19 protein-coding genes are annotated in these 23,284 nt (G+C 65.4%); 6 read left to right on the forward strand and 13 right to left on the reverse strand.

Annotation, left to right across the window (positions count from 1 at the left end; translation table 11 throughout):
- The 8 genes from BEMPMBAN_RS24995 to BEMPMBAN_RS25030 all read right to left on the reverse strand — a co-directional run.
- On the reverse strand, positions 1–866 hold an 866-nt coding region (locus BEMPMBAN_RS24995; RefSeq protein WP_159234061.1), incomplete at its 3' end, for an NtaA/DmoA family FMN-dependent monooxygenase.
- 130 nt (positions 867–996) lie between these two features.
- A complete protein-coding gene (locus tag BEMPMBAN_RS25000; protein WP_159234063.1) occupies positions 997–2,985 on the reverse strand; it encodes a dipeptide ABC transporter ATP-binding protein in 1,989 nt (662 codons plus the stop codon).
- A gap of 135 nt (positions 2,986–3,120) precedes the next feature.
- Positions 3,121–4,719: an ABC transporter substrate-binding protein gene (locus tag BEMPMBAN_RS25005; protein ID WP_159234066.1), complete on the reverse strand. Its 1,599-nt coding sequence runs from the start codon at positions 4,717–4,719 to the stop codon at positions 3,121–3,123.
- A gap of 232 nt (positions 4,720–4,951) precedes the next feature.
- Entirely contained in the window at positions 4,952–6,277 is a 1,326-nt protein-coding gene (locus BEMPMBAN_RS25010) for an NtaA/DmoA family FMN-dependent monooxygenase (RefSeq protein WP_159234068.1), read from the reverse strand.
- Positions 6,278–6,419: 142 nt separating this feature from the next.
- Complete coding sequence (locus tag BEMPMBAN_RS25015) at positions 6,420–8,018, reverse strand: ABC transporter substrate-binding protein (RefSeq protein WP_159234070.1); 1,599 nt, start codon at positions 8,016–8,018, stop codon at positions 6,420–6,422.
- Positions 8,019–8,191: 173 nt separating this feature from the next.
- A complete protein-coding gene (locus tag BEMPMBAN_RS25020; RefSeq protein ID WP_159234072.1) occupies positions 8,192–9,472 on the reverse strand; it encodes an MFS transporter in 1,281 nt (426 codons plus the stop codon).
- Positions 9,469–10,758 carry an MFS transporter gene (locus BEMPMBAN_RS25025; RefSeq protein WP_159234074.1) on the reverse strand — a complete coding sequence of 430 codons (1,290 nt, stop codon included), beginning with the start codon at positions 10,756–10,758 and terminating at the stop codon, positions 9,469–9,471. The genes BEMPMBAN_RS25020 and BEMPMBAN_RS25025 overlap by 4 nt, the downstream gene beginning before the upstream one ends.
- A gap of 161 nt (positions 10,759–10,919) precedes the next feature.
- The gene (locus BEMPMBAN_RS25030) at positions 10,920–12,236 is read right to left on the reverse strand and encodes an NtaA/DmoA family FMN-dependent monooxygenase (protein WP_159234076.1); all 1,317 of its coding nucleotides are present in this window, start codon (positions 12,234–12,236) and stop codon (positions 10,920–10,922) included.
- Between the two features lie 272 nt (positions 12,237–12,508).
- Here BEMPMBAN_RS25030 and BEMPMBAN_RS25035 point away from each other — a divergent pair, with 272 nt between their 5' ends.
- From BEMPMBAN_RS25035 to BEMPMBAN_RS25055, 5 genes are all read left to right on the forward strand, one after another.
- On the forward strand, positions 12,509–13,219 hold the full coding sequence (locus BEMPMBAN_RS25035) for a GntR family transcriptional regulator (protein WP_159234078.1): 711 nt from the start codon (positions 12,509–12,511) through the stop codon (positions 13,217–13,219).
- A gap of 109 nt (positions 13,220–13,328) precedes the next feature.
- Complete coding sequence (locus tag BEMPMBAN_RS25040; protein WP_159234081.1) at positions 13,329–14,852, forward strand: NCS1 family nucleobase:cation symporter-1; 1,524 nt, start codon at positions 13,329–13,331, stop codon at positions 14,850–14,852.
- A 13-nt stretch (positions 14,853–14,865) separates the two neighbouring features.
- Positions 14,866–15,570, forward strand: coding sequence for an aspartate/glutamate racemase family protein (locus BEMPMBAN_RS25045; RefSeq protein WP_159234083.1), 705 nt, complete (start codon positions 14,866–14,868; stop codon positions 15,568–15,570).
- 89 nt (positions 15,571–15,659) lie between these two features.
- Positions 15,660–16,145, forward strand: coding sequence for an NADPH-dependent FMN reductase (locus tag BEMPMBAN_RS25050; RefSeq protein WP_159234085.1), 486 nt, complete (start codon positions 15,660–15,662; stop codon positions 16,143–16,145).
- Positions 16,142–16,642 (forward strand): flavin reductase family protein, encoded by a 501-nt coding sequence (locus BEMPMBAN_RS25055; RefSeq protein WP_159234087.1) that lies wholly within the window; start codon positions 16,142–16,144, stop codon positions 16,640–16,642. Before BEMPMBAN_RS25050 ends, BEMPMBAN_RS25055 begins: the two co-directional genes overlap by 4 nt.
- A gap of 4 nt (positions 16,643–16,646) precedes the next feature.
- On the opposite strand, the gene BEMPMBAN_RS25060 is transcribed toward BEMPMBAN_RS25055, so the two are convergent.
- From BEMPMBAN_RS25060 to BEMPMBAN_RS25080, 5 genes are all read right to left on the reverse strand, one after another.
- Positions 16,647–18,266, reverse strand: coding sequence for an ABC transporter substrate-binding protein (locus BEMPMBAN_RS25060; RefSeq protein WP_234897689.1), 1,620 nt, complete (start codon positions 18,264–18,266; stop codon positions 16,647–16,649).
- Positions 18,267–18,403: 137 nt separating this feature from the next.
- On the reverse strand, positions 18,404–19,717 hold the full coding sequence (locus BEMPMBAN_RS25065; RefSeq protein ID WP_159234091.1) for an NtaA/DmoA family FMN-dependent monooxygenase: 1,314 nt from the start codon (positions 19,715–19,717) through the stop codon (positions 18,404–18,406).
- A 107-nt stretch (positions 19,718–19,824) separates the two neighbouring features.
- Positions 19,825–20,517, reverse strand: coding sequence for a CPBP family intramembrane glutamic endopeptidase (locus tag BEMPMBAN_RS25070; RefSeq protein WP_425295013.1), 693 nt, complete (start codon positions 20,515–20,517; stop codon positions 19,825–19,827).
- A gap of 20 nt (positions 20,518–20,537) precedes the next feature.
- Positions 20,538–21,686: an NAD(P)H-binding protein gene (locus tag BEMPMBAN_RS25075; RefSeq protein ID WP_159234094.1), complete on the reverse strand. Its 1,149-nt coding sequence runs from the start codon at positions 21,684–21,686 to the stop codon at positions 20,538–20,540.
- 40 nt (positions 21,687–21,726) lie between these two features.
- Positions 21,727–22,254, reverse strand: coding sequence for a gamma carbonic anhydrase family protein (locus tag BEMPMBAN_RS25080; protein ID WP_159234096.1), 528 nt, complete (start codon positions 22,252–22,254; stop codon positions 21,727–21,729).
- Between the two features lie 64 nt (positions 22,255–22,318).
- Between BEMPMBAN_RS25080 and BEMPMBAN_RS25085 the strand changes: the two genes are divergently transcribed.
- Positions 22,319–23,278, forward strand: a complete 960-nt coding sequence (locus BEMPMBAN_RS25085; protein WP_234897690.1) for an SDR family NAD(P)-dependent oxidoreductase — start codon at positions 22,319–22,321, stop codon at positions 23,276–23,278.
- The last annotated feature ends 6 nt before the right edge of the window (positions 23,279–23,284 follow it).

Genomic DNA, 23,284 nt, shown 5'->3' on the forward strand with positions numbered 1-23,284 from the left:
CGGGCTTCGGCTTCGGTGGCGGCGATCGTCGGGGACACCACGAAGAACAACTTGATGTCATCGGGGTTGCGGCCACTGGCCTTGGCCCGCGCCCGGACATCGTCGCGGTACTCCTTCATCCCCTCGACCCCAGTACCGACCGCGATGATCGCATCAGCGGCGCCGGCCGCGAACTGACGGCCCTTCGGCGACGCACCCGCCTGCAAGAAAGTCGGCCGATGCTGCGGAGACGGCACCGTGTTCAACGGGCCACGCGACTTGAAATACTTCCCGTCGAAATCGATCGTGTGAACCTTGTTGAAATCGGCGAACGTATGGGTTTCACGATCCATCACCACCGCATCGGCCTCCCAGGAATCCCACAACTGGTTGACCACATCAAAATACTCCTCGGCCACGTTGTAACGCTCGTCATGCTCAGGCAACCCCTCAAGCCCGAAGTTCTGCGCCGCCCGATCCTCAGCCGAGGACACGATGTTCCACCCGAACCGACCCTGCGCAATCGAATCAGCCGTCGAACACAACCGCGCCAACAGATACGGCGGATAAAAACTCGTCGACATCGTCGCCACCACACCAAGATTGGAGGTGTTACACGCCACCTGAATCGCCAACGGCACCGGATCCTGCTTCGGCGCAAAGATCGCGTTCTTCAACGACCCCTCCATGGTGCCGCCATACGCATCGGCCACCATCACCGTGTCCTCGATCATCATGAAGTCGAAACACGCCCGCTCCATACTCTTGGCCATATCCACATGGAACCGCCCGTTGGCCCACTGGGCCACATCCGGGGAAGCCCACTCCGACTCCCAATCCGGCGGCGTGAAATTCATGAACCAGCCGAGGTGAAACTTCTTGGTCATCTCGATCCTCCTGGGTCCGTTGTCCGTTGAAGCCATCACAGCGGACGCGCATGTCGGAGCGAATGCGCCGCCGTGGCGCCTCCATTGCGCCGACGTCTCGGGCATTCCGCCAGCCGCATCACACTGCTCGTCAGGAGGCAGCCCGCTCCGGGCTCTCCTGACCGGCTTGGGTAAGAAGGCAAGCTGCGAAGCGGCTGCTGGTACCGTCGAGCGAGTAGAGGATCGGCTCGTCGGTCGCACACCGATCGACCCGCTCCGGGCACCGTGGATGGAACGAGCAACCCGGAGGTACCGCGAGTGCACTCGCCGGTTCACCCGGTAGCCGGACCGGCGCGGTGCCCGGCGAGGGAATCGCGGCCAGCAGCGCCTTGGTGTAGGGGTGCGTCGGGTTGGTGATGACCTCCAGAGTGGGGCCCACCTCGACGATCTGGCCGAGATACATCACCGCGGTGCGGTCGGAGATGAACCGGGCGGCGGCCAGGTCGTGCGTCACGAACATCACCGCCATGCCCAGCTCACGACGCAGTTCCTGGAGCAGATTCAGCACCGACGCGGCCAGTGACGCGTCCAGTGCCGACGTGGGCTCGTCGCACAGCAGCAGTTTGGGCGGGACAATGATCGCCCGGGCGAACGCCACCCGTTGCCGCTGACCGCCCGAGAGCAGGCCTGCCTTGACGCTCGCAACGTCGGGAGGTAGACCCACCTGACGCAGTGCCCGGTCCACCATGGTGCGCCGCTCGGCCCGGCCAGTCGTCTTGATCAGCCGCTCCCCGACGATCTCGCCGACGCTCAACCATGGAGTCAGTGATGCGCCGGCGTCCTGAAACACCATCTGCGGCTGGCCGCCTGGGCGTTCGACGTTCCCGCTCTCCGGTTTCATCAGCCCGGCAACGACGCGCAGCAGGGTGGACTTCCCTGATCCGGACTCGCCGACCACGGCCACCGACTCGCCGGGGGCGATGTCGAGGATGACGTTGCGCAACGCATGGAGTTTGTCCTTGTGCAGCAGGCCGCGGCGCACGTCGAAGTGCTTGTCGACGCCGTTGACCCGCGCGGCCGGCACCGTGTCCTGCGGTTCCCTCATCGGCTTGAACGGCTCCGTCTCGGCGAGCTCGGCGATCACCGAGGTGGACTCGGGAACCAGGCAGGCCGCGACACCGTCGTGGGTGGTCGCCGGTGTGGGGACGGGAAGGGTTTCCTGGCAGGGACCGACGGCGGACGGGCAGCGGGGCGCAAACGCACAGCCAGGCGGATGCGCGCGCGGATCTGGCGGCTCGCCCGGCAGCGAGGGGATCGCCCGGCCGATCGGCAGGTCGAGGTCCAGACGCGCGTTGAGCAGACCGACGGTGTAGGGGTGTGACGGCGCCCGCATCACACTGTCCATCTGGCCGGCCTCGGCCAACCGGCCGCCGTACATGACAGCGATGCGGTCGCATACTTGCGAGGCCACCCCGATGTCGTGGGTGACCAGGACAAACGAGGTACCCAGTTGGTCGCACAGATCGCGGATGAGGCTGAGTACCTGCGCCTGGACGGTGACGTCGAGGGCCGTGGTCGGCTCGTCGGCGATGACCAGATCGGGCTTGCCGGCCACCGCCATGGCGATCATCACGCGCTGCCGCAGACCGCCGGACAACTCGTGCGGGAATGCCTTCATGCGGCGCGCAGGGTCAGGGATGCCGACCAGATCGAGGAGTCGTAGCGCCTCCTCTGCCGACCCCGCGGCCTCGACAACCTGACGACCCACCCTCATGGTCGGGTTCAGCGAGGTCATCGGATCCTGGAAGACTGCGCCCAGGTGTGTCTTGCGGAGCCGCCGCCGCTCCTCGTCGGAAGCTGCGACCATATCGACCCCGCAAACCTCGGCCCGACCGGTGATCTTGGGCGACGGGTCACCGGACAGAAGCCCGAGAAGGGCGTGGCCCATCACACTCTTGCCTGACCCGGATTCCCCTACCACAGCCAGGATTTCACCGTGCCCGATGTCCAGCGTGACGCCGCGCAGCGCGTTCACCGGAACTCCTCGACGCTCGAATGTGACTCCGAGGTCCACTACCCGGGCCCTCGGGGCTGCCGGCGCATCGGACGCATCCGTCGCAACATCGTGCACTGTTGTCATGAAGACACCTCTTCTCTGGATGTGCACCACACCATTGCGCCGAAATTGCACTCCTGCAGGCTCTTACCCGCACTTTCCCGATAGGGATGCAGTCTCGAGGCGTTGGCGCAACGGCGCGAAATTGCTGGACTCGCGCTAGGCGCGCCTGATGACCCGTGGATCGAAGATGTACGGGACGTAGGAGTTCCCCTCGAACCCGTCGATCTGATTCTTGGTGACGGTGTTGTCCATCCGCCGGCACAGCGGTATCCACAGCGCCTCGTCTTGGATGATGTCGGTGATCTGTAGGTAAACTTCGTTGGCCTCATCGTCGGTGGGCTTCGTAATCGCCTCATCCATGAGGCGGTCGACCTCGAGGTTGCCGTACTGGAAGTAGTTCAGCGGCTTGGCTCCGGTGCGCAGAAAGATCCGCAGCACGGTGTCCAGGTGCAGCGCGTCGCCACCGATGCCGGCGACCATGAGGTCAGGCCTGCGCTCGGCGGGCTGGTTGGCCAGATCGAAGGACTCAGCGCTGGGCATCGCGCGCACGGTGACATTCAAGCCGGCCGGGGCGAGCTGGGTCTGGATCAGTTCAGCCACCTGCTGGGCCGGCGCGCCATAGGACGTCACCCAGGCCAGGTCGACGTTGGTGCTCGACAGCGTGGGCACCTGAGCCTGCAACGGGGCGATGTCGACCGCAGGGTCGAACGGCACCATCCCCGCGGGAAACATGTTCTCCGGCCAGAAGTCCGATTGCACCTCGGTCAGGCCCTGGAAGGCAGTCTCGACGATCGAGGAGCGGTCCAGGGCGGTCATCATCGCCTGCCGCAACGCCTTGTCGGCGAAGATCCCGGCGCTGAAATTCATCCACAGCACCATCACTGTCGCGCCAGGCGCCGTGATCGTGTTGAACTGGGGGTTCTGCTGGTAGTGAAGCACATCCGCGATCGCGAATCCCTTCGAGACCAGATCGAAGGCACCCTGATCCAGCTGCAGCTTCTGGGTGGCGACCTCCGGGACGATCTCGATCCGGATGGATTGGAAGTGCGGGGCCTCGCCCCAGTAGTCGTCGAACCGCTCCAGCGTGTAGTGACTACCGGGGACGAACTCCTTCATCACGTACGGTCCGGTGCCGGCGTCGTGGGTCTTGAGCCACTCCTGGGCCAAATCATCTCCCACCGCGTGTGTTTCGACTGCGGTCGGACTCACCGCGTACGGCTGCCACGGACACGCGGCGTAATGCAGGAACGCGTTGTTGGGCTCCTCGAGCGTCACCACCAACGTGGTCGGGTCCGGCGCCTCGGACTTGGCGATACCGGTCACCATGTACGCTGGGCCCTCATTGATCGCCGCCCGACGCTCAAGACCCTTGATCCACGCCGCTGCATCGGCAGGGGTCCCATCGTGGAACTTCACATCGGGCACCAACTTGAAGGTGTAAGTCAACTGGTCATCGGAGACCGTCCACGACTCTGCCAGTCTCGGGATGATCTCCGAGGTACCCGACTTGTAATTGACCAGCCCCTCATAACAGGCCGACATCACCTGCACACCCTCACCCTCATACATGATGTCAGGGTCAGGCACCTGCATGTCCTGCAAGAACGGCATCCGCAACGTCAAGTTGCCCTGGCCGTCCTGGCTCGCCTCACCCCCACAGGCGGCGACGAGGTGGGCCAGGCTCAGCCCTCCCACGGTCAGGCCACTGGCCTTCAGAAAGGTACGCCGGTCCAGATTGATCGGGGTACGGGTCACGGGCGTCGTCTCCTCGGGCTACTACGGTGCTCGGGTCTACGGCGTGGCGGCGATCGATGACGCGGGGGCCGATAAAGCGGGGTACTGCATCAGGCCGTTGTGGCTGTTGGTCTCGTATACAAGTCGCTGCATATGACGGCCCGGGGTCACCGCCGTGGTTTTTTTATTGCGCCGCACCCCTCGGCGCATTACCCACGTAACGGATCGAGCGCGGGCATGGGCCGAGCGGTCCTCAGAACTCGAGCAGGTTGTCGCGGAACATCTCGTAGCGGTACTGGTCCCGAGTGAGGCCGCGCTTCTGCAACTCCGGCACCAGCCCGTCGGTGATCTCGCTGATCGAGCGACGGGTCAAGACGTCCTGGGTGATCAGGAAGCCGTCACCGCCGACCTCCGCCATCACTTCACCCATCTGCTCGGCGACTTCCGCCGGCGTACCGAGGAACTCCAACCGCTGCCCGGCACCGTGCGCCGAGCTCGAAGCGACTTCCCGCAGCGTCCGGTCGAGGTTCTGCCGGACGAACGATGCCAGGGAACTCTGGTGTCCGTTGGTGACCATCTGGTCGGCGAGCTCACGGATGGGGACGTCGAGGTCGAACACCGAGAAGTCGATGTCGGTCGCGTACCCCATCCCTGCGAGCCGGAACCGCGGGTCCGCAGCTGCGTCGGCGATCATCTGTTCTTTGCGGTCCACCGCGTGCTGGTGCGTCTCGCCGAGGATCGGGGAGACCAGGAACAGCACCTTGACCTCGTCGGCTTTGCGTCCGTGGCCTTCGGCACGGCCGCGGACGTCATCGCGGTACTCCTTCATCTGCTCGATTGTGTTGGCCGAAGCGATGATCGAGTCGGCGCACCTCGAGGCGTACGCCCGACCCTTCTCTGAGCCGCCAGCCTGGACGATGACGGGTCGCCCCTGCGGGGATCGCGCGGAGTTGATCGGACCGCGCGACTTGTAGAAGCGGCCCTCGAAGTCCACTGCATGCACCTTGCCAGGATCGGCGAACATGCCCTCCTGGTCGACGACCATCGACCCCGGCTCCCACGACTCCCAAAGCTGGGTGACGAGATCGGTGAACTCCTCGGCCATGTCGTAGCGGACATCATGGTCGGGTTGAGCGTCGTGCCCGTAGTTCTGGGCGGCGCGGTCAGAGCTGGCAGTCACCATGTTCCAGCCGGCGCGGCCACGCGACACGTGATCCATCGTCGACATCAGTCGCGCGAGGAGATAGGGCGGGTACTCAGTCACAGCCAGCGTCGTCACGATGCCGAGCCGCTCGGTATTCTGAGTGAGGATCGAAGCCAGCACCGCCGGATCGAACTTCGGCACCGCGTAGGCATTCTCGAGGTAGAAGTCGTGCCTTCCCTCCCAGGCGTCGGGAACGAACGACGAGTCCTCGAGGATGAAGTAATCGAAGCAGGCCCGCTCCAGTGATCGTGCCATGTCCACGTAGAAGTCGGGCAGCATGCCCTCGGCCTTGTGCGTGCCGATCCACTGATCACGCCAGCCGTGCACCCGGTAACCGTTCATGAACCAACCAAGATGGAACTTCGTGGCCTGCATCCGTGCCTCCTCGCGTCGTCCCTCGCCGCATTCCGTCAGGGTTGACCGAAACGTAGTGACGCGCGGTTGCCGAACCGGATCGGTCCTGTTCCCCCGGTATTGCGCCGGACAAGGACGATCTGAACGGCCGACCCGGGCACGCTCACACGCGGGTGATCTTGTTCGGCCGGAAGATGTAGGGGATGTACGAATCCTGCTCGACACCATCGATATCAGCCTGGGTCACCATGTTCTGCGGCGTACGGCACAGCGGTACCCAAAGTGCCTCGTCTTGGACGATGTCGGTGATCTGCAGGTATACCTGGTTGGCCTCATCGTCGGTGGGCTTGGTGATCGCTTCGTCCATGAGGCGGTCGACCTCGGGGTTACCGTACTGATAGGCGTTGAGCGGTTTGGCTCCAGTGCGCAGGAAGATCCGCATTGCCGTGTCGAGATGCAACGCGTCGCCGCCCATGGTGGCGACCAGCAGGTCGGGGCGCTGCTCGGCGGGTTGGTTGCACAGGTCGAACCATTCGGCGCTGGGCATGGCCCGCACGGTGATCTCCATGCCGGCCGGGGCCAGTTGGGTCTGGATCAGCTCGGCCACCTGCTGGGCCGGAGCGCCATTGGAGGTCACCCAGGCCAGGTCGATGTTCTGGGACGGCAGAGTCGGCGCGATCGCTTCCAGCGGCCCGATGTCGACGGGCGGGTCGAAAGGCGCCAAGCCTTCCGGGAACATGTTCTCCGGCCAGTATTCCATCTGCACCGGAGTCAGGCCCTGGAACGCCGTCTCGACGATCGAGGTGCGGTCCAGGGCGGTCATCATCGCCTGCCGCAATGCCTTGTCGGCAAAGATTCCGGCGCTCGCATTCATCCACAGCACCATCATCGAGGCACCCCTGGTGGTGATGACCTCGAACTTTGGGTTCTGTTGGTAGGTCAGCACATCCGGGATCGCAAAGCCCTTGGCGACCAGATCGAACGCACCTTGATCCAATTGCAGTTTCTGGGTGGCGACCTCGGGAACGATCTCGATTCTGACGCTCTCGAAGTACGGCTGCTCGCCCCAATAACCGTCGAACCGCTCCAGCGTGTACTGACTGCCCGGCACGAACTCCTTCATCACATACGGCCCAGTGCCGGCGTCGTGGGTCTTGAGCCACTCCTGGGCCAAATCGTCTCCCACCGAATGTGTTTCGACTGCGGTCGGACTCACCGCATACATCTGCCACGGACACGCGGCGTAGTGCAGGAACGCGTTGTTGGGCTCCTCGAGCGTCACCACCAACGTGGTCGGGTCCGGCGCCTCGGACTTGGCGATACCGGTCACCATGTAGGCTGGGCCCTCATTGATCGCTGCCCGACGCTCGAAGCTCTTGATCCAGGCAGCCGCATCGGCCGGAGTGCCGTCGTGGAACTTCACATCGGGCACCAGCTTGAAGGTGTAGGTGAGCTGGTCATCGGAGACCGTCCACGACTCCGCCAACCCGGGAACGATCTCCGAGGTACCCGACTTGTAGTTGACCAGGCCCTCATAACAGGACTTCATCACCTGCACACCCTCACCCTCATACATGATGTCGGGGTCAGGCACCTGCATGTCCTGCAGGAACGGCATCCGCAACGTCAAGTTGCCCTGGCCGTCCACGCTGGCCTCACCGCCGCACGCGGCGACGAGGTTGGCCAGGGCGAGTCCTCCCACCGTCAGTCCGCTGGCCTTCAAAAAACCACGCCGGTCCAGGGTAATTGGGGCACGGGTCACGGGCGTCGTCTCCTCAGGCTGTGTAGTGCTCGGTGTCAGGGCGGCTCTGGCGGTGGATGTTTGGCCGCTGACTTCGCATACAAATCGCTGCACGTGACGGCCCGGGGTCACGGCCGTGGTTTTTTCATTGCGCCGGGCTCCTCCACGAATTGCCCGTGTAACGGTTCCGCCGCTCAGATGGGTTCCAGCACCACCGGCGGGTTGGGCCCCAGGAGATCCCGGCGTCTGCGGAATACGATCACACCCAGCGCCACCAAACCCAGCAACGAGGAGGCAATGAGTGCCGCACGGGTACCGAACAATTCCGCACCGAGACCGATGACTGCCATCCCGATGGGGAGCGCGCCGATGGCTGTGCTCAGCACACCCAGTGCAACGCCCCGCTCGTTGGGGCCGGCCGACTCGATGGCCAACAGGCTCTGCATCGAGCCAAAGCCGGCTTGACCGACACCGGCGACGAACAGCGCGACGAAAGCGACGGCGAGCACCGGCACCGTGGCGAAGACCAACAGCCCTAGCAGCGCAATAGCGGATCCGCACGCGAATACGGTGCCGTAGCGGTACAGCGGCCTGGTGGTGAGCACCAGGCCGGCGGTGATCTGCCCGAGGCCAGGGGCCGCGGCGAGCGCACCCGCGAGGATGGCGCTCTGCGCGAAACCCTCGGCCACCACCGGTATCAGCGGAATGTAGCCGAACATGCACAGGTTCATCACGACGGTGATGGCGAGCATCGCCACGAACCGCCGGCTGCGCCGCAACAGGCTCGCACTTGTCGTGACCTGGCCTCGCAGTGAGACCGAACCGGCAGCCGGCGGTGTCGCGGCGTATCGGGGCCGCGGGACAAAGACAAGCAACGCTGCGGACACAACCAACAGCAACCCCATACCGGCAAATCCGGCGCCCATCCCGAGCTGCTGGATCAAGATTCCGCCAACCAGGGTGCCGAACATCGCCGACCCCGCCTGCGAAGTCGCCTCGATGGTCATTGCCTGGCTGGCCAGGCGTGGTCCCACCGTCTCGTAGATCAGCGGACGCTGCGCTGTCATGTTGACCAACCCACCGATACCGACGAGGAACATGAACGGGAAGGTCATCCACACCTCGACCCGACCGGACTGCACCGCTGCGAACATCAGGAACTCGACCGGGATCAGTACCAACTGCACGCCCAGGATCAGTCGCTTACGTTCGAACCTGTCGCTGATCACGCCGGCGAAGAATCCACCCAACAACATCGGGACGAAAAAGAGGGCTCCGACAACCTGGTTGAGGACAGGCGACCCGGCTATCTGGGTCAGCAGGTAGCTGGTGGTGAACAGCACGCCCCATCGAGTGGTGTGCCAAAGCAACGAGCTGGCGAACAGGTTTCGGTAGCCGGGCACCCGCATCAGAGCGCGCAACCGCCGGGTGTCGGCGGCATCGCCCGGAACCGCAACCAGGTCCTCGGCGGTCATGTGACAGCATCCGTCGAGGCAAAAGTGCGGCGCTGCAACAGCACCCCGAGCAGGACTGGGAGCGTGAGCACCGCAGAACCGAGGGCGAGGGCGGTGAATCCCGCCCAGTTCATGACAACCCCGTAAACGACGCTGGCCAGCCCACCGCACACCGCGGTGGTGAGATCCGCGGTGCCCTGTACCGGCACCCGGTGCTCCCAGGGAACGTGCTCGATCAGCAAGCTCGAACCGCCGATGAGGGCAAGCGTCCAGCCCACCCCGAGCGCGAACATCGCCACGAACATCAGCGGCACGCTGTTCGAGGACAGCGCCGACAACCCGCACGCAGCCAGCAGCACCAATGCGCCGGCGCGCAACGCGGCCATCCTCCCCCGACGGTCGGCGTAGCGGCCGACCAGCGGGCTGAACGCGAACATTCCGGCGATATGCACCGACACCACGAGGGAGCTGACCGCCTCGTGATCGTGGGCCTTCATGTCGATCGGCGTCATCGCCATCACGCCGACCATCACCGCCTGTGCGGTGACCATCGCGCCCAGTGCCAGACGCGCCGCCGGCGACGCGGCGATGGCACGAGCGGACTCCCTCAGCCGTATCGGCCGCTCCCCGATGCTCGCCCCGTGCTCGGCCGCTGACACCAACAGCGGGTCGGGCCGGAGTCGGACCGCCACATTGACGGCGGCGCAGGCGAAGAAGAAGGAACTGAACAGCCAGGGTCCCGCGTACAAGTTGAGCCCGAACAATGCCACCCCCAGATGCTCCGCGGGGACCACCAGCGTCGGCCCGAATACCGCTCCAAACGTCGACGCGAAAAGGATCCGCCCCATCGCGCGGCCGCGCTGCTCCGGCTCAGCTAGATCGGTGGCCGCGTAGCGGGCCAGCAGGTTGGTGGCTGATCCGGCCCCGTAGAGGAGCAGGCCGACCAGAAACACCGGAAGCACGGACCCTTGCACACCGAGGCACGCGACCACACCGCCGACGGCCGCCAATCCATAGCCCAGCTGCATGCCGATGCGCCGACCCCGTCGGCGCATCACCCGCGACAAGACCTGCGCCATCACACCCGAGCCGGCCGTGACCGCCGCCGTCGAAATCCCCACCCAAGGCGTGCTGACGCCGACGATGTCCTCCACCACGAATCCGCCGACGGTGATGGCCGCCCCCAGCGCGGCCGCCCCCACCACCTGGCCGACGACCAGGATGCGCAGGGTCCGCCGTTGCAGTGCGGCCCGCTCGGCGAGCGACATGGGGAATGCCGGGGTGATCGCACTGGCCTCGCTCGTCATCAGATTTGCCTTCCTCGGCTGTGATGCCACGGTTGGCCCGGAGACATTCCGACCGGCACCGTATTGAGCCGCCGTGACGGCGGCGGATCCGTGCGGTTCCCGGGCGATTGCGCCGCAGGCTTGGATGCGCGCAACGGCGCAATCGGCGGTTGACCGCCGGCTCAGAACTCGCGCAGCGTCTGTCGCAGAGTCTGTTTGGTGTACTCGGTCCTGGTCAGGCCAAGACGCTGCAACTCGGGCACCAGTCCGTCGGTGATCGACGAGATGTAGTTGCGGTTCAGATCCCAGCCAGGCTTCATGATCAGGAAGCCGTCGCCGCCGATCTCCTCCATCGTCTCACCCATCTTGCGGGCGACCTGCTCCGGCGTGCCGATGAACTCGACGCCGGTGGTGGCCCAGTCGATCGCCAACTGGCGCAGCGTCTTCGGACCACCGCTACCGTCCCCGCGCATGAAGTGCTCGAGCGAGCCGCGCTCCCCGTTGGTGGTGAGACCCTCTGGAAGCGGCTTGTCCCAATCGAACTGCTTGAAATCGATCTCGGTGTTGGACGAGATCCCGGCCAGCGACTTCTCGATGTAGCTGTCCGTCGCCACCAGGCGGTCCAGCTCCGCCCGGGCTTCGGCCTCAGTGGGCGCCACCGTCGGAGACACGCAGAACATCAGCTTGACGTCATCGGGGTTGCGTCCCGCCGCCGCAGCCCGCGCCCGAATGTCGTCGCGGTAGGACCGCATACCTTCGATGCCGGTGCCCACCGCGACGATCGCATCGGCGGCGCGGGCCGCGAACGCACGCCCCCGCGGGGAGGCCCCGGCTTGCAGGATCGTCGGCTTGTGTTGCGGGGACGGCACCGTGTTGAGCGGTCCCCGGGACTTGAAGTACTTGCCGACGAAGTCGATCGTGCGCACCTTGCGGTAGTCGGCGTACGTGTGGGTATCGCGATCCATCACCACCGCGTCGGCATCCCAGGAATCCCACAGGTCGCACACCAGATCGTAGTATTCGTCAGCCACGTTGTAGCGCTCGTCATGCTCCGGCAGCGAGTCGAGGCCGAAGTTCTGCGCCGCCCGGTCCTCGGCGGACGACACGATGTTCCAGCCGAACCGGCCCTCGGCGATCGAGTCGACTGTCGACGCCAGCCGGGCCAGCAGGTAAGGCGGATAGAAGGTGGTCGACATGGTCGCCACCACACCCAAGCGCGTCGTGTTAGCCGCAATCTGGACCGCCAGCGGCACCGGGTCGTGTTTGGGGGCGAACACCGAGTTCTTCAGCGAGCCCTCCATTGTGCCGCCGTAGGCGTCGGCCACCATCACTGTGTCCTCGATCATGATGTAGTCGAAGCAGGCCCGCTCCAGACTACGAGCCATGTCGACGTAGAACCGGCCGTTGGGCCAGCGCGCCACATCGGGTGAAGCCCACGGGGTATCCCACTCCGGCGGAATGAAATTCATGAACCAGCCCAGGTGGAACTTCTTCGTCATCGCCATCTCCTCGCAGGTCGCTAAGCACCTCATCAAACGGCGGCTCGGTGTCCCACCCGATTCGACCCCGTAGCAAGGGCATTACGCCGCTTGTTCCTCCCCGCGTCGGGTGGCCAGGCACCCCGCCGGCGCCGGCCGCCGGACAGGTTGGACGCCGAAGACGCCGGGCGGCGACAGCAGCGAGAGAAACGAAAGCGAAACACTCGTGGTCGAGACTGTGACAGCACCTCCTTCCATCGAGGTGAAATGTCGACGCGGTGCAGGAGGCCCCCATGACTCGGATACGGCGTGGACAACGGTTCACCGCGCACCTGGTCAGTTCGTCCGTCGAGACCGGTCACCCCCGCGTCGTCGACGACCTTCGTCAGGCGATCCTGTCAGGCGACCAACCGCCGGGCACCGCCATCCCGATCGACGAGGTGGCCGCATACCTGGGCGTCAGCCAGATCCCGGTGCGTGAGGCCCTCATGACGCTGGTCGGTGAAGGCCTGGTCGAACACCGCCCTCACGTGGGATACCAGGTGGCGACGCTCACCTTCGAAGAGTTCAACGACCTATATCGGGTGCGCGAGGTGCTGGAGGCACTGGCGCTCGCCGCATCGGTCAAGAATGCGACGGCGGCCGACGACGTCGAGATCCTGACCAGCCACGACGGGGTGGATTCGGCGATTCGCGGCGCTGATCTCCGCTCCTTTCACAGCGGGTCCCGGCGGCTGCACCTGGCGATGATCCGGCCCTCCGGAATGAGCAGGCTGGTCCGGATGTATGAGTCGGCGTGGAATCTGACCGAGCCGGCTCGACCGATGGCGCGGGTGTCGGATGCGGCCCGGCTGCGGTTCCACGCCGACCACCACGACATGGTCGCCGCCTTCACCGAGCGCGACGCCGAGGCACTGGTGGCGGCGTCGCGTCGGCACTACCAGCACCTGTGCGCCGAATTCGACTCGATGCGCGGCGACCCCGACACGTTCCGCTGCCCGTGACGTCCTATATGTGAGTCGTAACGATCGGTTGACGACGAGGTAGCGGTGGCCGAAACACCACGCTCCTAGCGTGGCGCTCCAACGCCCTCTTCACGACCAGGAGACCGTCATGACAACCGAAACGCCCCCCCTTACGCCCGGGACCCATCATGGACCGGCGGGCACGTCGGTCATCAAGGAGTCCTACCACCCCCGGCTCGCCAACGAGGACCTGGCGCCGCTGGTCGAACAAAAATGGAACTGGTACAACATCTTTGCCTTCTGGATGGCTGACGTGCACAGCGTCGGCGGTTATGTCACCGCCGGAGCTCTGTTCGCGCTGGGGCTCACCAGCTGGCAGGTGTTCGTCTGCCTCATCGTCGGCATCTGCATTGTGCAGTTGTTCTGCAACCTGGTGGCCAAGCCCAGCCAGGTGCACGGTATCGCCTACCCCGTCGTGGCCCGAGCCTCATTCGGTGTGATGGGTGCCAACATCGCGGCGATCATCCGGGGCAGCATCGCCATCGCCTGGTACGGGGTGCAGACCTTCCTGGCAGCCGGCGCCTTGACCATCGTGCTGCTCAAGCTCTTTCCCGACCTGGCCGCGTACGCCACCGACGACACCAGCTTCCTGGGCCTGTCCTATGTCGGATACCTGAGCTTCGCGATCCTCTGGGTGCTTCAGGCGCTGGTGTTCTGGTGGGGCATGGAGATGGTGCGGTGGCTGTGCGACATCAGCGGCCCGCTCATCTACGTGATGATGTTCATTCTGTGCTTCTACATGATGGCGCGGGCCGACTGGCAGATCAGTCTGACCCTGTCAGACCAGCAACTGACAACCGGGCAACAGATCTCGGCGATGCTCGGCGCGATCGCCCTGGTGGTCTCGTACTTTGCGGGACCGATGCTCAATTTCGGCGACTTCTCCCGTTATGCGAAGTCGTACAAGGAGCTCAAGCTCGGGAACCTCATCGGCCTGCCGATCAACTTTGTGGTGTTCTCTCTGCTGGTTGTTCTCACGGCCTCGGCCACCCTGCCGGTGTTCGGCGAAGTGATGACCAACCCGATCGACACGGTGCAGGCCATCGACACCTACACCGCGATACTGCTCGGTGGATTCACCTTCGTGCTCGCCACCATCGGGATCAACATCGTCGCCAACTTCGTGGCGCCCGCGTTCGACTTCTCGAATGTGAACCCGCAGAAGATCAGCTGGCGCACCGGTGGCATGATCGCTGCCGTTGGATCGGTGCTGCTGACACCGTGGAACTGGTACAACAACGACGAAGCGATCTTCTGGACCCTGGGACTGCTGGGCGCGTTGATCGGACCACTGTTCGGGCTCCTGATCGCCGATTACTACCTCGTCCGCAAACAGCACATCGTCGTCGATGATCTTTTCACCATGGAGGAGTCCGGAACATACTGGTACAGCCGAGGATTCAACCCGGTTGCGGTCAAGGCGACAATCATCGCCGGCATCGCGTCGATAGGGTCGGTCGTGATACCGAAGGTCATCGGCACGTTCGAGACGCTGGGCCAGTTCAGTTGGTTCATCGGCTGCTTCGTCGGCTTCATCGCCTACTACGCACTCGCCTACCGGGCCAACGTCGCCGGCGTGGCCGATGAGCGAGTCGCCGCCAAGGTTCCCTGACACAACCCCGCAGATGAAGATCAAAGTCATCAACCCCAACACCACTGCGTCGATGACTGCGATGATCGCCGCCAGTGCCCGGGCCAGTGTTGCCCCTGGCACCCACGTCGACGCGGTCAACCCGACCTCAGGTCCTGAATCCATCGAGAGCCACTACGACGAGGCGCTGGCCGCCATCGGTGTGTTGCGGGAGATCGAGGCGGGTGAGGTCGAGGGCTACGACGGGTACGTGATCGCGTGCTTCGGCGATCCGGGGTTGCTTGCTGCGCGCGAAGTCGCCCGGGGCCCGGTCGTCGGCATCGCCGAGGCCTCCATGCGAACAGCCGGATACCTGGGCCGCAAGTTCACCGTGGTGACGACGCTGGCACGGACGGTCGGGCGAACGTGGGACATCGCCGTCCAGTACGGGGTGGCCGAGGCCTGCAGCGGAATCCGTGCGTGCGAGATTCCAGTCGTCGAACTCGAACGTGACCCGACGGCGTACGCGAGCATTCGTGACGTGGCACAGACAGCTCTGGTCAGCGACGGGGCCGACGTCATTGTGCTCGGCTGCGCCGGCATGTCGGACCTGTGCACCCGGTTACAGACCGAGCTGCAGGTTCCGGTCATCGACGGCGTGGCGGCAGCGACCACTCAGGTCGAGGCACTCGTCCGGATGGGCCTGAGAACAGCAACCCGCGGCGAGTTCGCAGCCCCGCCGGCGAAACTCCGCAGCTGACCCCTTGCGGGCCGGGCGTCTCAGCAAGCGCAATGCAGGGTTTACGCTCGAGCCCGGTATCGGAAATCTGCGCCCCGTTCACTGCAGGGGTGACTGTCGTTGTCGTAGGAAATCCCAAGCCAATGTCGCGGACCCGCGCCGCGGCAGAGTTGGTCGCCGAGAAACTGACCGGCTCTGCACCCCAACACGTTATCGATGTCGTAGATCTCGGTCCAGCGCTGCTGGGCTGGGGGGATCCAAAGGTGGCTGAGGCCAAGGACATCGTGAAATCCGCCGAGTTGCTGGTGGTGGCCTCGCCGACGTTCAAGGCCACCTACACCGGCCTGTTGAAACTGTTCCTCGACCAATTCGGCGCCGGCGAACTCGGTCAGATCACGACGTTTCCGCTCATGCTCGGAGGCGCGTACACCCACGCGCTCGCCCCTGAGTTGACCCTGCGCCCAGTGCTTGTCGAGATCGGAGCGAGCTGCCCGGCGCCGAGTCTGTATCTGCTCGACTCCGAGTACGAGACCTCGCCTGATCTGGACGACTGGCTCGAGGTCGCGCGTCGTTTCGTGCCGGCGGTGTCGTCATGATCACCGCGGTCGACGACCAGTTCGATCAAGCCCTGCTGCGGCAGGCATTCGGCTGCTTCCCCAGTGGGGTCACCGCATTCTGCGGCCTTCTCGACGGCGTCGCCGAAGGCATGGCGGCGAGTTCCTTCACATCGGTGTCGCTTGATCCGCCGCTGGTATCGGTATGCGTTGCCAGCACCTCGGCCACCTGGCCGAAGCTCGCGAAGCTGGATCGTCTCGGCCTCTCGGTACTGGCCGACGATCATGCCCCCGTCGCACGGTCCCTGGCCTCCAAGACCGGCGACCGCTTCGGCGGTGTCGACTGGGTGGCGACCGAAAGCGGCGCGGTGTTTGTGCATGGGGCCACGCTGTGGCTTGAATGCGCGCCGTTCAAATGCATCGAGGCCGGAGACCACGAGATCGTTGTGTTGCAGATCGTGGCGCTGGCGATCTACCCTGATGTCGCGCCGATGGTCTTTCACCGCAGCAACTTCCGCGAGCTGGCCCCCACCGCCTGACGGGTCAGGATCGCGACAGCGTCGGCGGCCAGACGATCTGCGGGAAGAACGCGTTGTTCTCGATCCCGGTGACGTAGTTGTGCGCGATGGTGGAATTCGGCGGCAGGCACAGTGGGATCCAGATGGCTTCATCGAGAATGATCCCGCTGATCTGCTGATAGATCGCATCCGACTGCTCCGGAGTCGGCTGGCGGACCGCCTCGTCCATCAGGTCGTCCAGCTCGGGATTCGAGTACTGGTAGAAGTTCAACGGCTTGGCGTCGGTTCGCAGCAGGATTCGAAACGTGGTGTCCAGGTGGAGTGCGTCGCCACCAAGGAAAGCCACCAGCATGTCCGGTCGCTTCTCGGATGGCTGGTTGGCCAGGTCGAACATCTCTGCCGTCGGCATCGTCCGCACCGTGACGTCCAACCCGAGCGCCGCGAGTTGGGTCTGCACGAGCTCGGCCATCTGCTGGCGCGGCGCCCCGAGGTCGGCACCCCAGGCGAGGTCGACCTTGTTCGACGCAAGAGTGGGTACCATCGCCGCGAGCGGCGCGGTGTCCACCTCAGACGGAAACGGGGCCAGCGCGGCGGGGAAGGTCCGATCGGGCCACATCCCTTCCTGGGCCGTTGTCAAACCGCCCCAGGCGGTCTCGACGATCGCCGCTCGGTCCAACGCGGTCTGCACAGCCTTTCTCAGTACCTTGTCGGCGAAGATGCCCGAGTGCGGGTTCAGCCAAATGGCCTCTCCGACACCTCCGACCGCATTCACCACGGTGAACTGCGAGTTCTGTTGATATTGAAGCACATCGGGTATGGGGAAGCCTTTCGTCACGATGTCGAAGGCACCGGAATCCAGTTGCAGCTTCTGGGTCGAGACGCTCGGCGTGATCTCGATGCGAACGGTCTCGAATGTCGGTTTTCCACCCCAGTAGTCGGGGAACGCCTTCAGCGTGTAGTGACTGCCGGGGACGAACTCGGCGATGGTGTACGGACCGGTGCCGGCATCGTGGTTCTTCAGCCACTCCTGTGCGAGATCACCTGCAACGGCATGGGATTCCACCGCGGTGGGACTCACCGCGAACGGCTGCCATGGGCACGCGAGGTAGTGCATGAATGCGTTGTTGGGTTCTGCGAGCGTGACGACGAACGTGGTCGGATCCGGCGCATCGGTCGCGGCTACGCCCGCCACCATGTAGGCCGGGCCCTGATTGATCTTGCCGCGTCGTTCGAAACTCTTGGTCCAGGCCGTGGCGTCGGCGATGGTCCCGTCGTGGAACTTCACGCCCGGCTGCAGTGTGAACGTGTATGTCAGTTGGTCGTCGGAGACCGTCCACGATGTCGCCAACCCGGCGATGATCTTCCCGGTGCCACTTTCATAGCGTACGAGCCCCTCGTAGGCGGACTCCATGACCTGGACGCCCTCACCTTCGTACATGATGTCCGGATCGGGAATCTGCATGTCGGCCAGGAACGGCATCCTCAAGGTGACCGTCCCACCGTCCGCACCGCCGCCACTGCCGCCGCCGCACGCGGCGATCAGTGATACCAGGCCCATTCCGCCGGCCGTGAGCCCACTGGCCTTCAAAAAGCGGCGCCGATCCCACTGCACCGAGCTGCTTCGAGGGTGTGTGTTGTTGGACACGAATGCCTCCTGTTCGGGCGAAACTTTGCGACTGGGACCACGGCACCTGCTGGCGTTCAGATGAGCAGTCAACTGGCGTCGTGTGACGACGCCGCTCCCTCTGGGTGCCCCCCGCATTACGCCGGTGTCACGCAACTTCAGAACTCGAGTAGGTTCTCCCGGAATGTGCTGTGACTGTAGCCATCCCGGATCAGGCCCCGCTTGCGTAACGCGGGCGCCAGCCCATCGGCGATCTCGGCGATGTTGCGCCTCGTGACGGTTGGCGACAGCAGGAAGCCGTCACCTCCGACCTCTTCCATCGCCTCCCCCATCTTGGCCGCCACGGTGTCCGGAGAACCGACGAACGCCAGACCGGCATGGGTGTCGACGGTGGCGATGGCCTCCCGCAAGGTCTTCCCGCGAGCACCCTCGACGAACGTACGCAACGTGCTGGTCTCACCGTTACCCCATACGTCGGGCACCTCTTCGTCGAGATCGAAGGTGGAGAAGTCGAATTCACCACCCGAGGTGTAACTCAACCCCCAGAGCGCCTTCTCGATCGCGTGGTCGCTCCACCGCGCAGCCTTCATGTCCTCCTCACGTGCCTGGGCCACGCGGTCGCTGTCGCCGAGGATCGGATCGATCAGGAACAGGATCTTCAGCGTGGCGGGGTCACGACCGTGTTCCTTCATCCGCCGGTGCATGTCCTGGCGAAACGCCTTCATGCCCTCGATGCTGGTGCCGTGCGCGAGCATCGACTCCGCATACTTCGCGGCGAGATCCCGCCCGGCCGGCGACGCGCCCGCCTGCACGATCACCGGGCGGCGTTGTGGGCCGGGGATGGTGTTCAACGGCCCACGGGTACGGAAGTGCTTGCCCTCGAAGTCGACCGGGTGCACCTTCGTGTGGTCGGCGTACCGGGGAGTCTCCCGATCGACCAGAACCGCGCCCTCCTCCCACGAATCCCAGAGGGCACCCACTGCTTCCATCCACTCCCCGGCCATTCCGTAGCGGTCGGCATGGAGCATCAGCTCGTCATAGCCGTACTGCTGGGCAGCACGTGTCGAACTGCCGGTGACGACGTTGAGGCCCACTCTGCCGTCGGTCAGGTGGTCGAGGGTGGTCATCGTCCGAGCCGCCATGTAGGGGTGGTAGAAGCTCGTCGAGAGCGTGACGGCGATGCCGATGTGTTTGGTGCGTTGGGTCAGCAGCGGAATCAGCGGTACCGGGTCGCACTTCGGGGCCAGCATCCCGTACTTCAGCGTGGTCTCCATCGAGCGGCCATAGGCGTCTTCGACCATGCTGGTGTCCTCGACCAGCAGGTAGTCGAACCGGGCCCGTTCCAGTGACGCGGCCAGGTCGACGAACAGATCACCCTTCATCCAGTCGTGTCCGGTGTTGCCCGCCCATGGGTCCAACGCCCACGTCTGCACGCTGAAGCCGCTGCCCAAGAACCAGCCCAGATGAAACATCAGCACCTCCTTCAGGTGCTTCAATCTGGCGCGGCGATGTTTCGGACTGACGCAGCACAGGCTCCGGCCGCATTACGCCGGCGGCGTCTGCAGGCGACCGGGGTTCGCTAGACGCCGAACATCGGCGGAAGCGCGAGCACCATCACCAGACCCCAGAAGAAGTGGGTCAGCATCGGTGCGAGCACCCCGCCGGTCGCCCGGCGTTCGAATGCGCAGACCGTGCCCAGGACGATGGCCGCGACGCCGAGCATGGGATTGCCCGTGGTCGCGGCCGTCGCGATCACATACAGCACCGTCGAGACGATGACGGGGTGGTACTTCGCCAGCGCGGTGTAAACGGCGCCGCGGAAGAACATCTCCTCGGCCAACCCGTTGACGACGGTGATGAAGACGATGAGCACCAGCGGGCCGGCGGTGGAGTATTCCAGCACCCGGGTGATGTACTCGCGCACGCCCGGAATCTGGCGCGCGACCAGCCCGCCGACGACGAAAGCGGCGCCGAGGGTCAACCCGACGACTGTTCCGGTGATGACCGGACGCTGGTTGCGTCCCCGAAAACACACGTGCCCGAGGTGCAACGGGCCGGACGCGAACGCCCCGACCGCCCAGACCCCGGCGAGCGCGAGCGTGAGCCAGATGAACGAATCATCACCCGGAGGCCTACTCAGCGAGTAGCCGAGCAGCGCGGCGCCGATCAGCAGCACAACCGAGACAACGATCTTGCGCCGGCGGATCACCGACGGCCACTCGTTGTACGGGGCCGCCCGATTGCGCGCGATCTGGATGAACTCGCCCGGCAAGCCGGTGCGGGCCGGTGAGGTCACGCGGGACTCCCCTTCGGCACCAGGCCGATCACGGTGTCCAGTCCGGTGCGCGCCGCACCCGCCACCGGACCGGGCACGAGCCCGAGCAAGCCCAACACCGGCCGCACCACCGACGGCGTCACCGCCCCGGCGATCTGGCGGAGCCTCCTGGTGTCACCCCCGGCCCACTGGGGGTCGGTGTCGGCGAGATGGTGCATGTCGTCGAGCGCGTTCACCGGACGCCGGTGCGGGCTGGCCACGGCCCGTCGCATCGCGTCCTCCACACCGAGCAGCCCGCCGGGCGGTTCCGCGACGTGCTCGGATATGCCGAGCTTCGAGGCCATCATCGGATGGTCGAGGGATTCGATGAGATCTCCGGCCAGGCCACCCGGCACCGGCAGCACCGCACCGCTGACCCTCGACACCAGGCAGGTGTCGACGCCGTAGACCGCAACCGGCGCGCGCCAGATTCCCGCCACCCGCGCGTAGGTCTGCAACAGGTCTCCGTAGGTGGTGGTCTCGGGTCCCGCGATGTCGTACGCGCCTGCGGGCACGGCGTCCACGTCGGCCGCCGCGACGAGATAGTGCAGGACATCACGGATCGAGATCGGGTCGATCGGGTTGGCCGACCAGTCCGGCATCGGCAGCAACAGGAACCTGTCGGCGACATACCGCAGCATCTCGAACGACGTCGAACCCGCGCCGATGATCATCGCCGCACCGAGCCACACCACGTCGGGCCCGTCGTCGACGGTCAACGCGGCCGCGACCTCGGCGCGACTGGTCAGATGCTCGGACAGCGATTCGTCGTCGGGGACGAATCCACCGAGATAGACGATCCGGCGCACCCCGGCGTCCTTGGCCGCGGCGGCGACATTGGCGGCGGCGCGGTTGTCGGCTTCACGGAACCCGGGCTCCCCGATGCCGTGAACCAGGTAATACACGACGTCGACGGCTCCGGCATCGGCGAAGGCCCGGTGCGCCGAATCCGCGTCATGGGCGTCCAGCGCCACACTCGCGACGTCGTCGTGCCAACCGAAATCGGCGAACTGGCTGGGGTCGCGGCTCGCGGTGACCACGTCGTGGCCGTCGGCGAGCAGCGCGGTGACAAGACGCGAGCCGACGTATCCGGTCGCGCCGGTGACCAATGTCCGCACGGGTTTCACGGTACGGCTTTACCCGAACCCGACCGTTCCGGAACCCGTTTCAGTCGTTGCCTGCATCACGGTGCAGCTTGACCAGCTCCTGGTACAGCTGCGCGTTCGTGCGGATGTTGGCGACCTCGTCGTCGCTGAGCTCCCGGCGCACCTTGCCGGGCACCCCGGCCACCATCGACCGCGGCGGGATCACCGCCCCCTGGGGCACCACCGCGCCGGCCGCGATCAGCGACCCGGCACCGATGGTGGCGCCGTTGAGCACCACCGCCCCCATTCCGATCAGCGAATCGTCCTCGACGGTGCATCCGTGCAGCACCGCGTTGTGCCCGACGCTGACACCCGCCCCGATCCGCGCGGGGAAGCCGGGGTCCACGTGGACCGTGACCCCGTCCTGGATGTTGGTGCCCGCACCGATTTCGATGGGCTCTGCCTCGGCACGCAGGATCGCCCCGTACCAGGCGCTCGACCCGGCAGCCAGAGTGACGCGGCCGATCAGGGTGGCATTGGGCGCCACCCAGCTCTGCGGGTGGAGCTCGGGCGTGTGCCCGGCGATGGGCAGGATCAGTGGCTCGACCATGGCCGCCATCGTAGGACCGAGGCCGGGTGCCCGAGGATCGGACGCAACGTGCGATCCTCACGTCGTGACAACACCATCCGCACCCTCGGCGGCCGAGGTGGCCCATGGCGTCGACCTGACCGGCAAGACCTGTGTGATCACCGGCGCGTCCTCCGGGCTCGGTCGGGAGTCGGCCAGGGCACTGGCCGCCACCGGGGCCCACGTGATCCTCGCGGCACGCGATCAGGCCGCCGCCGACCAGACGACGAGCTGGGTGCTCGAGCACGTACCGGGCGCGCACCTGTCGACGATCCACCTCGACTTGGCCTCGCTGGCCAGCGTCGCGTCCGCGGCTGCCGAGATCCAGTACCTCACCCCCGCGGTACACGTGTTGATGAACAACGCCGGAGTGATGTTCGCCCCGTTCGGTCGCACCGTGGAGGGATTCGAAACACATTTCGGCACAAACCATCTGGGTCACTTCGAACTGACCAGAGCCTTGCTGCCGACGCTGGTCGCCGCCGACGGGGCCCGCGTGGTCAACCTGTCGTCCGAGGGACACCGGATGGGCGACGTCGACTTCGACGACCCCAACTGGGAACACCGCGAGTACGACAAGTTCGCCGCCTACGGAGCGTCGAAGACCGCGAACGTGTTGCATGCGGTCGAGCTCGACCGACGGCTGCGGGACAACGGCGTGCGGGCGTTCGCGGTGCACCCGGGAATCGTGGCGACGTCCCTGGCCCGACACATGACCAAGGAGGACTTCGCCCGCCTCGATGCGGTGAAGTCCGCACAACGCCACCCCGACGCACCGCGCGTCGACGTCACCCGTGATTTCACGACGCCGGAATACGGCGCCGCGACGCAGGTGTGGGCGGCCCTCAGCGACGACTTGGACGGCAAGGGCGGAGAGTATCTGTCCGACTGCCGGATCGGCGCCGCCGCGTCCTATGCGGTCGACGAATCCCGCGCCCTGGCACTGTGGGATCTCTCCGAGCAACTCTGCGCCCCCGGGGCGGCGGCACTAGGCTCGAGCGTGTGACCTGGA

The organism is Mycolicibacterium austroafricanum (genome assembly GCF_902705885.1).
Classification (GTDB): Bacteria; Actinomycetota; Actinomycetes; order Mycobacteriales; family Mycobacteriaceae; genus Mycobacterium; species Mycobacterium vanbaalenii_A.

What these genes read in the sequence shown, in the direction of transcription:
- BEMPMBAN_RS25030 (WP_159234076.1), bottom strand. Translation starts at nt 12,236, where the DNA reads ATGACGAAGAAGTTCCACCTGGGCTGGTTCATGAATTTCATTCCGCCG.
- BEMPMBAN_RS25010 (WP_159234068.1), bottom strand. Translation starts at nt 6,277, where the DNA reads ATGCAGGCCACGAAGTTCCATCTTGGTTGGTTCATGAACGGTTACCGG.
- BEMPMBAN_RS25035 (WP_159234078.1), top strand. Translation starts at nt 12,509, where the DNA reads ATGACTCGGATACGGCGTGGACAACGGTTCACCGCGCACCTGGTCAGT.
- BEMPMBAN_RS25025 (WP_159234074.1), bottom strand. Translation starts at nt 10,758, where the DNA reads ATGACGAGCGAGGCCAGTGCGATCACCCCGGCATTCCCCATGTCGCTC.
- BEMPMBAN_RS25065 (WP_159234091.1), bottom strand. Translation starts at nt 19,717, where the DNA reads ATGTTTCATCTGGGCTGGTTCTTGGGCAGCGGCTTCAGCGTGCAGACG.
- BEMPMBAN_RS25080 (WP_159234096.1), bottom strand. Translation starts at nt 22,254, where the DNA reads ATGGTCGAGCCACTGATCCTGCCCATCGCCGGGCACACGCCCGAGCTC.
- BEMPMBAN_RS25000 (WP_159234063.1), bottom strand. Translation starts at nt 2,985, where the DNA reads ATGACAACAGTGCACGATGTTGCGACGGATGCGTCCGATGCGCCGGCA.
- BEMPMBAN_RS25020 (WP_159234072.1), bottom strand. Translation starts at nt 9,472, where the DNA reads ATGACCGCCGAGGACCTGGTTGCGGTTCCGGGCGATGCCGCCGACACC.
- BEMPMBAN_RS25055 (WP_159234087.1), top strand. Translation starts at nt 16,142, where the DNA reads ATGATCACCGCGGTCGACGACCAGTTCGATCAAGCCCTGCTGCGGCAG.
- BEMPMBAN_RS25045 (WP_159234083.1), top strand. Translation starts at nt 14,866, where the DNA reads ATGAAGATCAAAGTCATCAACCCCAACACCACTGCGTCGATGACTGCG.
- BEMPMBAN_RS25040 (WP_159234081.1), top strand. Translation starts at nt 13,329, where the DNA reads ATGACAACCGAAACGCCCCCCCTTACGCCCGGGACCCATCATGGACCG.